The organism is Paraburkholderia sp. D1E (assembly GCF_052682275.1).
The window spans coordinates 380,872-395,206 of the sequence record NZ_JBQYMB010000001.1; the positions used below are offsets into that span (position 1 = coordinate 380,872).

Below are 14,335 nucleotides of genomic sequence, written 5' to 3' on the forward strand. Positions count from 1 at the left end.
GAGCGCGCGGCGCCATCCATATTGCGTTTCGCTCACTGTATCCTCCCTTCCTCGCCCAACAGCCCGCGCGGACGTACCAGCAGCACGATCCCCATCATGACGTAGATCACCGCTTCGGTCGCTGAAGGGAAAAAGACGGAGGTCACGCTCGATGCAACACCGATCAGGATGCCCCCGAGCAGTGTGCCTGGCAAGCTGCCGAGACCACCAACAATGATGGCCACAAAGCTTGGCATGATCAGCGAGTCGCCGATTGTCGGCTCCAGTCCAAGCATACCCGCGGCGAGAACGCCAGCGAGCCCTGCGAGGAAAATCCCGAGACCAAAGTTCAGGGTCCGGAGCATTCGCACATTGACGCCGAGCACCGACACAGTTTCCAGGTCTGCTGTGCCAGCCCGGATCCGCATGCCAAGCCGGGTCCGGTTGAGAACGAGGAAAAGGCCAGCGACCACTACTACCACCAGCACCACCATAAACAACCGATAGCCGGTCAGAAAGAAGAATGTGGCGCTAAGTGGTGAATTGAGAGACGCGGGTATCTGGTAAGGCAGCGTCTGCGGTCCCCAGATATAGCGCGTACCGTCCTGCAGTATGAAAGCGAGTCCGAATGTCAGGAGCAAGCCGTACAACGGGTCGCGACCGTAAAGTCGGCAGATCAGGAAACGTTCGATCACCACACCGAGCACAGCCGTCAGAAGAGGGGCGAGCAGCAGCGCGATCCAGAATCCTGTATAGGGCATCAGCGTATACGCGAGATACGCGCCGACTGCGAGGAACCCGCCGTGAGCGAAATTGATAACACCGCTCAGGTTGAGGATCAGGGAAAGCCCGAGCGCCATCAGTGCGTAGAATGCGCCGATGATGATCCCATTGAAAACATTAAATAGAATCAACTGTGTCATAGCACCGCCAGGAGCGTTTTCACTGAGTCCGCCCAGCTAGGTTGAGCGGACTGCCTATCGTTGTTCGGCGCGTCGTTTTCAGGCGCAATCGGCGCTTTTGGAGAGCGCCGGTATGCTTCAGCGCTCAGGGATGGGGCCCGTCCATCCAGCGCACGCTCCTGTACTCAAGACCATTTGATGTGGCAACCGGTCTCTTCCACCGGCAATGCCGCATCAACGCCCCTGACAACCTGGTCGACGTGGAAGAGATCATCCGGCTCGGGGCCCTGTGAGACAGCGTGTCCGACATAAAGATCAGGCATCAATTGGTGATCGCCCGCCCGATAGAAGGGGGTGTCCGGCATGAGCCCCACCTCAGGTGGCAACTTGAAGCCCTCGAGCGCCTTCGCCAGCTTGACCGCGTCGAGCGTTTTTTCCTGATTGGCGACGAGCGCAATCGTCCACATTGCGACATAGCCAAACCAGTGGCGGGCGGTCGGTACGCGGCCGGCTTTTTTTCGTATCCCCGCCACAAATTCTGCAACGTGCGGCACTTTGGGCTGATTCCAGTACCACTCGAATACCCATGTGCCGATCCGGGCGTCGGGCGGAAGACCTTCAAGTACTTCGAGTTCCTGCTGTGCACCGGCGATATGGAAATGTTTGTCGAGGCCGAACTGGACGGCCTGCTTGAGCGAGTTGACGGCATCTTCGCCCGCAGTTAGAAAGAGGATGACGTCAGGGTTCGCGGCCTGGGCTTTGATCAGATATGAAGAATAGTCTGTTGTCCCGAGCGGTGCCAACGCCGCTCCAACCTCGGCGCCGCCGAATTTCTTGAGACTAGCCTCGAATCCCTGCTGCAGCGTGTGACCGAATGCGTAGTCTGGGGTAATGAAAAACCACTTCTTGCCATACTTGTCGAACAGGACCTTGGAGACGGAATTGGTTTCCATTCGGGTCGTGTTGCAGACCCGGAAGACATTCCAGTGGCAGTCGGTGCCTGTCACGGCATCGGTGTGTCCGCCGGTGACGATGTGCAGCGTTTTCAGTTCATTCGACACTTGCCCGATCGCCAGCGCCATCGCGGAATTGACGTTGCCCAGCAGAAAGTTCACCTTGTCGCGCTCGATCAGCTTCCGGGCCTTCTGAACGGCGGTGCCGGTGTCGGCGCTTGTTGAGTCTTCAACCAGAAGTTGCACTGGACGCCCAAGGATGCCACCCTTGGCGTTGATCTGTTCCAATGCGTATTCACAGCCGACTTGCTCATTCTTGCCAAGCTCTGCATAGGTTCCAGTAAGCGGGTCGTTGAGCCCGAACTTGATGGGCTCATCGCCACGCGCCTTGATAATGAACGGAGCTGCGACTTGCATGATGCCAGCCGCGGCTGCCGCCTTGAGAACGATCCGGCGCTGCCGGTTTCCGTTAGCTAATCGCTCCATCATTTTGCGTCCCCTTTCTGTGGTCATACACCCCGGCATTTCTGGTTTCCCCCTTCTGTGAGAGGTTCGATCGCAGTTCTTTGCAGAATATGGACCGCCTGCGGGCGAATTTCTGCTTCGCAATTTATGGTTGATCGTACCTTAGTACAACGATATTGTTGGACGAGTATAGAAATGCCAATTCGCACGATCCTGGTTCGATGGTGCTTCAAATATAGGCGATGAGCCGGCTAAATAATTTGGCCTGAGGCCTCCTGCCGCTAGGGGTTTTCACGAGCGCGTGGCGCGGTTGGCGTCGGCCTTTATAGGACACCGGTTCTTTGCCCATTCAGCCCGGAAGTTGCGCAGCGTCGTGGTTCAGATTCGGGTTAACTCTGCTTCGATGCATTACCTGCTGGTCTCGACCGAACATGCAAAAAAGGCTGCTTGCTGCGTTCAGTCATGCGTCTCCATGTTCATCTTCCCCAACCAGTACTCTTGTAGAGGACGCAAACATGTAGCGCGGAACATCAAGGTTTTGCGGTGCCGGTTTGTCCTTGAACACGCGGCCAGCGAGATCGTACGTAGAACCGTGGCAGGGGCACAAAAAGCCACCTGGCCAGTTGTCGGGAAGGTTAGCTTGTGGACCTTCCTGAAAGCGAGGTCGAGGTGTGCAGCCGAGATGCGTACAGACGCCTACGACGACGAGAATGTTCTTATGATCCGTGCGGGACCGGTACTCATTCTTGCAGTAGTCCGGCAGCGGTATCGAAAAGGGATGCTTCGTGGTGGGATCAGCCACCATGGAGTTCGCGGTCACAACGTCTGCCAGCATTTTCTCCGTCCGGTTGACCACAAATATCGGAATGCCGCGCCACGCAATCGTCATCATATCGCCGGGTTGCAACTTGCTGATGTCTGCCGTAACAGGCGCAGCGGCCGCTTTAGCCCTTTCGGACGGAGCGAATGAATCAATAAACGGCACAAGGGTGGCAACGCCTGCAACCCCTCCTGCGATCGATGTTGCTAACAGCCACCTACGGCGGCCATCGTCCATGCGATCCTGCGCGATTTGCGCCATCTCGTACTCCATGCATTCGCGAGTCCATATACGTTTGAGTTCGAATCAGCGAAGTCGTTCTTGACCCTGACGGGAATGTCCATGAAGCCTGGTCGTGAGGCCGATCCACAGCTCTCGATAGCAATACGTCTGGGTGTGCTGTGTTCATGCACACCAACGGATCCGCACTGCGCTACGTACTGAAGACATGGAGTCCGGGTGCGAATTCGCGCGATGCCGGAGAGGGGCATAAAGCAGGGATGCCATTGCAGCCGGTTGTGCGTTTCTGTCCGACGCTATTTGCCGTTATCGCGCCGCGGCCATTCGAAGCTGTCGCCGTGTAAACGTGTTGGTCGCTCGTTACGGTACCTGTCAGCGTTCAGGAGCGCAGGGGAGAAGGACCATATGCGGGTCGGCGATGACGGCACGTAGGTAACATGCGCAAGCTGACCGCGTCGCATTGCCATGCCGTTAGCCAGGATGGTTGAGTTCGCATCCTGGGGGGGCATCATCGCAACATCGACACTGCCTTCCGGACAGGCGTACAAGGCACTGCTTGCAATCGATGTAGCAACTATTGTTAGCCAGACGATCAGACCGTATTTCATCCCGTTGTCCTGTACCGCTTCCATCCCATGCGGCTTCTATCACTGCGTGAACCGCGACTGTCCGGGGGCGGCATGCAAAGCCTCTTCCAGAACCCCTGTTCCGGACTGGTCAAGCGCAGTTGCAGGGAAGTTCCCGCGCACTGCGGCACAAGAAGTCTTTCACTTGAAAGTTTTTTGCGATTTACACTATCTGCATTTATATTAGGTCATGAGGTGACATACTTCCAATACTGAACGTGATCCCAGAGAAAGCAGGCTATGGGCACCAGAAATCGCTCCAGGAATGCCGGCTTGAGCAAGCAGGAACTGGAGGAGCTGTCCGAGTTCCGCTATCAGCTGCGGCGCTTCCTCCATTTTTCCGAGACGATCGTGCATGCGGAGGGAATCACGCCTCTGCAGTACATGTTGCTGCTGCATGTGAAGGGTTTCCCTAACCGTGACTGGGCGACCGTCGGAGAATTGGCCGAACGTCTGCAGGCGTCGCCGCACGGAACCGTTGCGCTCGTGTCCCGATGCGAGGCGGCCGGGTTCGTGACGCGAAAACCCAGTACACACGACCGCCGCCAGGTGGAAGTGCACCTGCTCGCCAAGGGCGAGCGTTGCCTCGCGAAGCTGGCGGTCTTGCACAAGTCGGAGATCCAGTCATTTGGTTGGGCGTTCCGGAATAGCGCGGACTCCGCATGAACATGCCTGCGCGACCAGCCGCGAGATGAGGCAACGAACGAAACTTCCGCGCCCGGCTGTATGGGTCTCCGCGCCCGCAGTCACAGCTGCGTGACACAATTGTCGCGCCGTCTACATCGGCCACATGAAAATCTCATGAGCGTGCGTCGCGTCGGTCACGCTCACTTCACGATGCCTGGTCTTTCCGTTGTAGGTGGCGGTCACACGTTTTGCCGCCCCTGCGGTAGCGACACCAGCATGAACGGGCCGTCTGACCTCGTGCTCAGCAGGTCCTTGCCGTGCGAATCGGAGATGTGCACCGGTCCGTCCGCCAGATAGTCATTTCCGGTATCCGTACTGCCGACAAACTCGAGTACGAGCGGGTACTTGTTCATCACGCTCTTGATCGCCGAAGACTGGTCGCTTCAGATGCCGCCGGACAGGTAGGTAAGGGCACCATCCTCGTGCACTGGCGGAAGACCCGAAGGCGCGGCCAGTACGAACTGGCTGCTAAAAACCGCCAGAACAGCCACGGATGTACGTAGCACTCTCGAGCATGGCTTCATCTCAGCCGCCATCGAATAGATCAAGATTGATAAGACGTTCGGTACGAACGTGCTTACCCCAGATCGAGCGGCACAAACATCTTCTGACGATCATGCAGAACCAGCAACGCAACTGTATTCCGGGCGCCGCTCATTCTCTGGCGGAACTGGGCTGGGTTCGATACCGGTGCATGGTTGACCTGCAGAGCGATATCGCCGGGGAGGATGCCGGCCAGAGCGGCCGGTCCCGCACTCTGTTCGACACGGACCCCGCCGGATACTTCGGCACGGTGTTTTTCATCGGATGTCAGACGGCGCACCATCAGTCCCAACTTGCCCGACATCGCGGCGTCAACGCTGGCCGAAGCTAGCGTGGTGCTGCGGCCGAGCACCACCACGGCGTCATGAGGGCCGTGATCGCGCCAGTATTGAATGTGCGCCGACGTGCCGGGATGCAGGTCCGCCACCGCGGCGGGCAGTTGGAACGAGTCGTTGATGTTGGTGCCGTTGAGTTGCAGGATGATGTCGCCACTTTGCAGGCCGGATCGCGCCGCAGGACCATTGCGGTCCATTGAACTGATGAGTGCCCCGACTGGTTTTCTAAGACGAAAAGACTGCGCCAGGGGCCAGGTGACGTCCTGAATGGTCACGCCAAGATGGCCGTGTTCGGCTCGCCCGTGAAGCTGCAATTGCTGCTCGATCCGCATCGCGGCATTGATCGGAATGGCAAAGGAAATGCCCTCGAACGCCCCCTCCGGCGGTGGCGCGACCAGCGTAATGCCGATGGCTTCGCCGTTCAGATTGAAGAGGGGAGTGCCTTCATCGCCGGTGGTGGCTGTCATATCCGTCTGGATCAGCGGAATATACGTCTCTTGCGGCAGAAGGCGCGCAGTGTTGCTGACGATGCCTGCGGTGACCGTATTTTCGAACCCGTATGGCGCGCCGATTGCGACGACCCATTGCCCGGACTTCATGTCGGACGGTTTGCCGATCTTTACTGTGGGCAGGCCGTTCGCATCGATTTTCAGCAGAGCGATACCGCCCGGCTGATCGATTCCGACAACCGACGCCTTGAATTCACGGCGGTCGGTCAGCCTGACCTTGATATCTTTTGCGTCGGCGACGAGACGGGCATCAGTCAGGATATAGCCGTTCGGCCTTACGATGAAACCCGAGCCGACATTGCTCTGCGTAGCGCCCGCGTCGGGGAGCGGATTGGGCGAAAATTGCCTGAGAAACTGCAGGAAGGGATCGTGTTCGCTCGCGCCCGGCGGCCACAGGGACTCGGCATTGGCGACCTGTTCCTTCGGGACCAAACTGATATTGACCACAGCGGGCCCGTTCTGCTGAACAAGCGCTGAGAATCTGCTGACGAAGCCGTGGACGGTGACCGCCTGTGCCCTTCCGGCGACCGGAGCGAGCGCCACGTCAGGCGCTGGCGACGGCCGGGACAATCCGGCTGTACAACCTGTCGACGTGACCATCATCACGCACGCTGTCACCAGTATGGGCATCCACTGTGCGACTGGCATGATATCTCCCGAAAGTGCGGAGCGTGCCGGTGCGACGCGTCAATGGTACGTCCGGGCGCCAGACCGGTACCTCACAATGCGACATATTCAACATAGGTTGCAAGACTTAAAGGAGTCTTAAATGCATGATTGGATGGACAAGCTGGCGTGACACCGTTTGGTCACACCTGGGCAGCGTGCATGTACACCTGAAATTTTTCACCGACAGAGGCAAGCATGCATGACCTCAGTCAAGGGCGATGCTCACGGTGCACTTCATCTACGCGTTGTCCCTAATCTGCTCGTGGGATTTTTTTGGTCTATGGCTCCGTCCAACCTGCCATGGAGGGATGCCTCCGCGTGCATTCGCAGAGGGTAAGGCGATACTGTCGAGGCAGCCCGGGGAACCAGAAGGGCGCTTCGGCGCAGGAACACATGGGAGTTCGTCATGAGCACAACCTCACTAACCCTGTCAGGGAAATTGCGTCGCGATGCGGGCGTCGTCGGTCTCCTGTTTGCCAGTACCACCAGCATGGTTGGGTCGGGTTGGCTATTCGGCTCGTATCATGCGGCGAAAATCGCCGGTCCTTTGAGCATTGGAAGCTGGGTGCTGGGCGCAATCATCATCATGCTGATTGCGCTTTGCTTTGCCGAACTGGCCGCGCTGTTTCCACGCAGTGGTGCGCTGGTGCACATGAGCCACGCAAGTCACGGCGAGGGCCTGGGACGCATCTGGTGCTGGCTGCTCTTTCTGGCCTATGTGCCGGTGCCGGCGGTCGAAACGGAAGCCATCGTCACCTACGCGAACAACTATCTGCCGTACTTCATCCGGCCCGGCAACGAAGGGCTGTTGACCACCACAGGCTTCATCACGTGCGCGGCACTGTTAGGCGTGACGGCGCTGATGAACCTGATGGTTGTCAGATGGCTGCTCAACGTCAATTCGGCTATCACATGGTGGAAAATCCTCGTGCCCGTGTTGACGATCATCGGGTTGATGACAGCCAGCACACACTGGGGCGTGTTGAGCGCGGCGCCCGGCAGCTACAAGGTTTCCGGCATGTTTACGGCGCTCCCCGCAGCGGGGATCGTGTTTAGCTATCTTGGCTTTCGCACGGCGATCGATCTTGGCGGCGAGACAGCCAATCCGCACCGGAATATTCCGCTCGCGGTGATTGGCTCGGTATTGCTGGCGGCGGCGCTCTACATCATGCTCCAGGTGGCCTTTATCTGGGCGCTCGCGCCGGCCGACCTCGCGCATGGTTGGGCCAATCTGAGCTTCAAGGGCGAGATGGGGCCGTTCGCCGGCCTCGCGGCAACGCTTGGGCTTGGCTGGATGGCGACATTGTTGTACATCGACGCATACCTGTCGCCGGGTGGTACCGGGCTGATGTACGTAACCGGTGGCTCGCGCGTCCTGTTTGCCGCAGGCGAAATGGACGCAGGACCGCGCGTGCTGACGAAGCTCAATCGCAACAAGGTTCCGTGGGTTGCGGTGCTCGTGATGTGGGTAGTCGGTGCGATCTTCCTGTTGCCATTTCCCGCATGGCAACAAATGGTCAGCTACATCACGTCGGTGACGGTGCTCACCTATGGGCTCGGCCCGATCGCCCTGCTTGTGCTGCGCCGCAACCTGCCTGAACTGAAGCGGCCGTTTCGTCTGGCCGGCGCATCGATTATTGCGCCGATTGCTTTCATATGCAGCAATCTCGTGATCTACTGGACCGGCTTCAGGACCAACTCGTTCCTTTTTTCGCTGGTCGCGATCGGTTTCGTAGCCTACGCTGTGTACTACCATCTCATTGCCCGCAAGCCGGCCCGTCAGTTCGGGTGGCGGCAGATTGCGTGGCTGCTGCCGTGGTTTGGCGGTATCTGGGTGCTCTCGTGGCTCGGTAATATTGGTGGCGGGCGTAACGTGATCGGCTTCGGCTGGGACATCCTTCTTGTGTCGGTCTGGAGCGTGGTCGTCATGCTGCTCGCGATGCGCTGCGCGCTGGAACCTGCAGAAACCGCCCTGATGATGCAGCGCATGGATGGTACAAGTTGAGGAAGCCAATATCCGAGGGGGTGGTGCACTCGGAGCGCATGTTGATCAACGTGCGATGCGTTTCCCAGGTGAAACCTTGAAGCTGGCTGAGCCGGAGAAAGTGATCGGAGAGTCGAAACTGTGAATGACAGTGGCCGACCAGTAGTCCCTCTGAGGACAGTACACAATGACGGGTGATTCCCACCGGCCAGATAAGGCAGCAGACGGAACGCACCACGTAAAGGTTGCTCCGCTTCAGCCTCGTGCGGTCGTCCACCTGGATGACGATTCCGTGGTCCCGATCGCAATGTACTGGCTGTCCTTTCTCGCGTTCGTCGTGGGAATCGTCACGGGATTAGGGGCCGTTGTCTTCCGGGGTTTGATCGGACTCGTACACAACACGTTCTTTCTCGGTCATTTTTCGTTTCTGTACGATGCCAGCCACTTCACGCCGGTGGCGCCGTGGGGCGTGTGGGTGATTCTCGTGCCAGTCGTCGGAGGTCTCGGGGTCACCTGGATCGTGAGCACCTTCGCTCCGGAAGCCAAGGGGCACGGCGTACCGGAGGTCATGGATGCGATCTATTACAAGCGCGGCGTGATCCGACCGGTAGTCGCGGTCGTGAAGTCGATTGCGTCGGCGCTGGCGATCGGTTCCGGTGCCGCAGTGGGGCGCGAGGGGCCGATCATCCAGATTGGCTCCGCCCTCGGCTCGACGCTCGGTCAGATCGTGCAGATGACTGCCGGACAACGCATCACGCTCGTGGCCGCTGGGGCGGGCGCAGGCATCGCGGCGACCTTCAACACGCCGATTGGTGGCGTGCTCTTCGCCACTGAACTGATGATGCCGGAGATTAGTGTCAACACGTTCCTGCCGGTAGCGATCGCCACCGGCACCGCGACTTTTATTGGCCGGCTCTTCTTTGGCGCAGCGCCCGCCTTCGTTGTCCCCGCGCAGTTGGGCGCGATTCCAAACCAGCCGGGCAGTGCGTTCACGCTGATTCTGTATGCGCTGCTCGGCGTCGTGGCGGGTGCCGCTGCCGCCCTGCTGATCCGTGCGTTGCATTGGTCCGAAGATGCGTTCGACCGTATACCGGGCCGCTACCAGCGCCACACGGTCGGGATGCTGATTGTCGGGTTGACCATGTTTCTGCTGTTTCGCTATGCAGGGCATTATTACGTCGAAGGCGTTGGTTACTCGACCATTCAGGCCACGCTCTATGGTCAGTTGCAGGGTGGGGCATTCCTGCTGATGCTGGCGTTGTGCAAGACTTTGGCAACGTCGGTCAGTCTGGGGTCGGGCTCGTCGGGCGGGGTATTCTCGCCGTCGCTCTTCATCGGTGCGACGCTTGGCGCGGCGTTTGCATCATTGGTTGCCGTGACGTTGCCTGGGGCTCCAGTCAGCGCGCCGGCGTTTGCGATGGTCGGCATGGGCGCGATGGTAGGCGGCGGCACCGGCGCCGCGATGACTGCAGTCGCGATGATCTTTGAGATGACGCGGGACTACGACATAGTGCTGCCGATGATCATCGCAGTGGCGTTCAGCCTCGGCGCACGCCGCTTGCTGTCGCCCGAAAGCATCTATACGCTCAAGCTCGTGCGGCGCGGTCATCAGATTCCCAATGCGCTTCACGCAAACATGTTTCTTGTGCAGAGCGCGGCTCAGGTGATGGAGACGGACGTTTTCGTGCTCGATGCGCAGGTACCTTTTCGCGACCTGCTTCCGCACTCGGAAGGCCCCGCTTTCCGGCACGTTGTGGTCACGAGGCGGCATGAGATCTACGGAGTACTGCGCATCAACACCGGTTTGCGTCGAGCGGTCAGCCAGAGCGACTCGGAGATTACGCTTGGGGCGCTTGCGCAGCGCAATTTTATTGTCGTGCAGGAGAACGATGTAGCGTTTGGTGTCATCACCCGGCTGCGGAAGCAGCGTGCAGTGATGGCGGTTGTCGTGGGACGACATGAGGGAGGAGGCCCGGCACGCGTGCTCGGCGTGATTGCGAAAGAGCACATTGCGGATGCCGTGGCGAGCAGCATCACGATATTTCCGGGGTAGGGCGCCGGGCGCAATCCTCGGTAGTGGAGCGTCAAGTGAGACTAGGACATGGGCTGGATGCTGCCTGCAAACGCATCGGCAAAGCGCTTCATCTCGATGCCCTGAAAGGCCCGTCGAGCAGAACAGAGGCGGACCCTGAATGGGCGATCGTTTACCGGACGGCGCAAGGGTTCTGCTGCGTCTATCGCGGGGAAGCTATTGATTTTAGCGAGATGCTCGACGTCCAGATCTGGGGCGAAGAGATGGACGTGCAGACTTATTTCATTGGCCTATGAAACAATCCTGTGCAGAGGTATGCAGGGGCGGCAGCATTCGCAGACCCCTTCCTGGGGTGCAGGTTCGGGAGACAAGGCTCTTGCTCTCCCGTTGACGCTATCAGCGATAAACCAGGTCCGCTCGCCGGTTCTGTGCCCATGATGCCTCGTCGTGGCCCAGAGCAACTGCTTTTTCTTTTCCGAAACTCACGGCTTCCAGTTGCGAGTCGGGTACGCCAAGAGTCTCCAGGTCATGGAGCACTGCTTGCGAGCGCCTTTCGCCGAGTGCCAGGTTGTATTCACTCGTCCCGCGTTCGTCCGTGTTGCCCTGAATCAGCACATGACGGTTGGGGTGGCTTCTGAGGTACTGCGCATGGGCTTCAAGGAGTGGTTGATAGTCGCTCTTGACCGTATAGCTGTCGAAATCGAAGTAGATGCTACGCTTCGCGAGCGGTCCGTTCGGGTTGTTGAGTTCATCAACGACCACTGGCGCGACATTGGTTGCCTGGGCTGTCGCGGCGTTGCCCTGGGCCTCGCCGCTCTGATTCAGCTTGGGCCCCGAATGACATCCGGCAAGCATTCCCACGAGCAGTGTAACAATACACAGTCCAGTTCTGGTCATGATGTGTCTCCTCTGATCGGAGGTGGAACCGCGCTTCCTTGGGAATGCTGCTAGGGAAGGTCTTATGTGGACGCCTCCCGGATTGCAAACAGTTTTGCGATGTTGACTGGCAGGTTTAGGCAGCACGCTTATGTCCGGCCCGTTTGCGCAGGTCGTTATTTGCCTGCAGGCCCTAATGGAATTCGCTGGCGAGGTCCTCATCTGCATATCGAACACAATGGTTCATCTTCCCTATCGGGTTTTCCTCGCCCCGGTCCAACCTGTTAGCCATCATGCAGCACGTGCTTGCGCTCCTTGGGGAAGTTGTGAATGTTGTAAATCGATAAACCGAAGCTAGGCGGTAGCGGGCGGCGATGCTTGATATTTCTCCGGTCGCGCCAGCACCGCCCAGATGGTTCTTGCTAACTTGTTGGCGACAGCGGCAACCGCTACGTTAAATGGCCTACGCTTGAGCAAACCATCAACCCAAGCCGATCGTTTGCCTTGGATGATCACCGAGCGGGCACCGTGCATCAATAGCGTGCGTAAATAAGTGTCGCCGCGCTTGCTCAGACCCATCTGCCGGACCCGTCCGCCGGTGCCGGATTGTCGCGGCACGAGCCCCAGCCATGCGGCGAACTCGCGGCCGGATTTGAACGTGCGTACGTCGCCTATAGCTGCGACGGTCGCTGTTGCAGTCAAAAGCCCAACACCAGGGATATCGGCAACCTTCTGACAGTCCGGGTTGTGGCGAAACAGGCTGCCAAGGCGCCGCTCCAGAACGGCCATTTCTCGATCGGTGTCCTGAGCGCGAGCCCATTGTTCCCTCAGGCTGTCGATTAGCATGGCGGGCAAACGTTCAGCGGCGCGTGCAAGCGCGGCGGGGAATGCTTTGCTGAAGGCCCGATAGCTTTCGGGCAACACTTCTCCGAATTCGTACAGCAAGCCACGCAATGCGTTCGTTTGCATGATGCGAAACTTCATCAGTTGAGCTCGCAAACGATGTATCGCCAGAACTGTTTGCTGAGCTTCGCTTTTGACCGCTACGAATCGTGCCTCTGGCTGTTGAGCAGCGGTGCAGATTGCCCGCGCGTCGGCCGCATCAGTTTTGTTCCGCAGTACAAAGGGTCGTACAGAGCGTGCAGATATGAGCTTCGCTTCATGCCCAAGGGCTTGCAATCGTCTCGCCCAGTCGTGGGCACTTCCGCAGGCTTCCATCACGACAATCGAGGGTGCACGTTTCGCAAAGAACTCGAGCACTTGCGCGCGCTTGAGTTTGAATCGTTCAACTTGGCCGCTCTGCGGATCGAGCGCGTGAAGTTGAAATACTTGCTTGGCGATGTCCATCCCGATGATCGTGAGTTTCATTTCAGATTCTCCTTGAAGAACGGTTGACGAGCATCCTCACTTTCGCACATTCGGGCGACCGCGAGTTCTACTTTCCGCACTCGCTTCGCCATCTCCACGACGGCCCGTTTCCGGGGGGAGGCGTCCATACCATCTGCAAAAGTCCTGGCGTTGACGTGTGTGTGGACTATCCTGGAAGAAGGATAGTTAATCAGGGAGAGTCTTGATGGCGCAACTGGGTCTTGGTCTGGATCTGTCAACGAAACGCACGCGTAAGCGGGAATTTCTCGAAGAGATGAGGTGCGTGGTGCCGTGGTCGAAGCTGATTGCGTTGATCGAGCCGCACTACCCGAAGGGTAAGACGGGACGCCCGCCCTTTCCGATTGCCACGATGCTGCAGATCCATTTCATGCAGCAGTGGTTCGGACTGTCGGACCCGGCGATGGAAGAGGCGCTCTATGACATGCCGCTGTACCGCGAGTTTGCGGGACTGGATGGCGGCATGACGCGGTTGCCGGACGAAAGTACGATTCTGCGGTTTCGCCACCTGCTCGAAGCACACGGTCTGGCTGTGCAGATGTTTGCGCTGGTCAATGAGATTCTGATCGACAGGGGATTGATGCTCAAGGCAGGATCAGTCGTTGACGCGACCCTGATTTCAGCACCCACTTCGACGAAGAATACGTCGGGTGAGCGAGACCCGGAAATGCACCAGACACAGAAAGGCCGTAGCTGGTACTTCGGGATGAAAGCGCATATCGGCGTGGACGCGCAGTCGGGCCTGGTTCACACGGTTGTCGGCACAGCGGCCAACATGGCCGACATCAATGAGGCTCAGTCGCTGTTGCATGGCGAAGAAACGGATGTGTACGCTGATGCCGGCTATCAGGGTATTCATAAGCGCTGCGATGAGGATTCAGCGCGCTGGCATGTTGCGATGAGGCCATCCAGACGAAAGCAGCTGGATCTGAATGACCGTCTGGACGCAATATTCGATCAGATTGAGCGTCTTAAAGCTGGAATCCGGGCCAAGGTTGAGCATCCATTCCGCGTGCTGAAGCAGCAGTTTGGCTATACAAAGACCCGATACCGGGGCCTGGCGAAAAACACGGCCCAGATCACAACACTGTTCGCGCTGGGCAACCTGTGGATGGCGTGTAAGCAATTGCTCAAAGCGTAAAACACGAAGGCGTAGATGCCATGTGCGTTGCAAATGCGAGTCGCCCTGGCCGATCAGAATCTGCGATCAAGATCCCTGCATGTTTGCAGTGTAAATGCGCCACGCGCTGCAAACAGCCGACGCACAGAAAACGGGTTGTGCAGATGGTATGGACGCCTCCCCCCGGAAACGGGCCGTCGTGGAGATGG

At 58.5% G+C, this 14,335-nt stretch carries 13 protein-coding genes; 5 read left to right on the top strand and 8 right to left on the bottom strand.

Annotated features, from left to right (window positions below; all coding sequences use genetic code 11):
• Positions 1-32: 32 nt before the first annotated feature.
• From ACUN0E_RS01850 to ACUN0E_RS01865, 4 genes are all read right to left on the bottom strand, one after another.
• Positions 33-902 carry a branched-chain amino acid ABC transporter permease gene (locus tag ACUN0E_RS01850; RefSeq protein WP_445565435.1) on the bottom strand — a complete coding sequence of 290 codons (870 nt, stop codon included), beginning with the start codon at positions 900-902 and terminating at the stop codon, positions 33-35.
• Positions 903-1,066: 164 nt separating this feature from the next.
• A complete protein-coding gene (locus ACUN0E_RS01855; protein ID WP_121113397.1) occupies positions 1,067-2,320 on the bottom strand; it encodes an ABC transporter substrate-binding protein in 1,254 nt (417 codons plus the stop codon).
• A 439-nt stretch (positions 2,321-2,759) separates the two neighbouring features.
• Complete coding sequence (petA, locus tag ACUN0E_RS01860) at positions 2,760-3,380, bottom strand: ubiquinol-cytochrome c reductase iron-sulfur subunit (protein ID WP_445565436.1); 621 nt, start codon at positions 3,378-3,380, stop codon at positions 2,760-2,762.
• 275 nt (positions 3,381-3,655) lie between these two features.
• Entirely contained in the window at positions 3,656-3,967 is a 312-nt protein-coding gene (locus tag ACUN0E_RS01865) for a hypothetical protein (protein WP_133748475.1), read from the bottom strand.
• 258 nt (positions 3,968-4,225) lie between these two features.
• Between ACUN0E_RS01865 and ACUN0E_RS01870 the strand changes: the two genes are divergently transcribed.
• Positions 4,226-4,651 (top strand): MarR family winged helix-turn-helix transcriptional regulator, encoded by a 426-nt coding sequence (locus ACUN0E_RS01870; RefSeq protein ID WP_121113393.1) that lies wholly within the window; start codon positions 4,226-4,228, stop codon positions 4,649-4,651.
• A gap of 200 nt (positions 4,652-4,851) precedes the next feature.
• Here the strand turns inward: ACUN0E_RS01870 and ACUN0E_RS01875 are convergent, their stop codons facing one another.
• Both ACUN0E_RS01875 and ACUN0E_RS01880 read right to left on the bottom strand, forming a co-directional pair.
• Entirely contained in the window at positions 4,852-5,025 is a 174-nt protein-coding gene (locus ACUN0E_RS01875; protein WP_445565437.1) for a hypothetical protein, read from the bottom strand.
• A gap of 224 nt (positions 5,026-5,249) precedes the next feature.
• Positions 5,250-6,602 (bottom strand): trypsin-like peptidase domain-containing protein, encoded by a 1,353-nt coding sequence (locus ACUN0E_RS01880; RefSeq protein ID WP_445565438.1) that lies wholly within the window; start codon positions 6,600-6,602, stop codon positions 5,250-5,252.
• Positions 6,603-7,134: 532 nt separating this feature from the next.
• Here ACUN0E_RS01880 and ACUN0E_RS01885 point away from each other — a divergent pair.
• From ACUN0E_RS01885 to ACUN0E_RS01895, 3 genes are all read left to right on the top strand, one after another.
• Complete coding sequence (locus ACUN0E_RS01885; RefSeq protein ID WP_445565439.1) at positions 7,135-8,733, top strand: APC family permease; 1,599 nt, start codon at positions 7,135-7,137, stop codon at positions 8,731-8,733.
• A gap of 271 nt (positions 8,734-9,004) precedes the next feature.
• Positions 9,005-10,765, top strand: a complete 1,761-nt coding sequence (locus tag ACUN0E_RS01890; RefSeq protein WP_445565440.1) for a chloride channel protein — start codon at positions 9,005-9,007, stop codon at positions 10,763-10,765.
• Positions 10,766-10,800: 35 nt separating this feature from the next.
• Positions 10,801-11,040: a hypothetical protein gene (locus tag ACUN0E_RS01895; protein WP_445565441.1), complete on the top strand. Its 240-nt coding sequence runs from the start codon at positions 10,801-10,803 to the stop codon at positions 11,038-11,040.
• A 100-nt stretch (positions 11,041-11,140) separates the two neighbouring features.
• Here ACUN0E_RS01895 and pal read toward each other — a convergent pair whose 3' ends face one another.
• Together pal and ACUN0E_RS01905 are read right to left on the bottom strand one after the other, a co-directional pair.
• Positions 11,141-11,641 (bottom strand): peptidoglycan-associated lipoprotein Pal, encoded by a 501-nt coding sequence (pal, locus tag ACUN0E_RS01900; RefSeq protein ID WP_445565442.1) that lies wholly within the window; start codon positions 11,639-11,641, stop codon positions 11,141-11,143.
• A gap of 333 nt (positions 11,642-11,974) precedes the next feature.
• A complete protein-coding gene (locus ACUN0E_RS01905) occupies positions 11,975-12,988 on the bottom strand; it encodes an IS110 family transposase (RefSeq protein WP_445565288.1) in 1,014 nt (337 codons plus the stop codon).
• Positions 12,989-13,193: 205 nt separating this feature from the next.
• Here ACUN0E_RS01905 and ACUN0E_RS01910 point away from each other — a divergent pair, with 205 nt between their 5' ends.
• The gene (locus ACUN0E_RS01910) at positions 13,194-14,147 is read left to right on the top strand and encodes an IS5 family transposase (RefSeq protein ID WP_445565443.1); all 954 of its coding nucleotides are present in this window, start codon (positions 13,194-13,196) and stop codon (positions 14,145-14,147) included.
• Positions 14,148-14,335 lie beyond the last annotated feature (188 nt).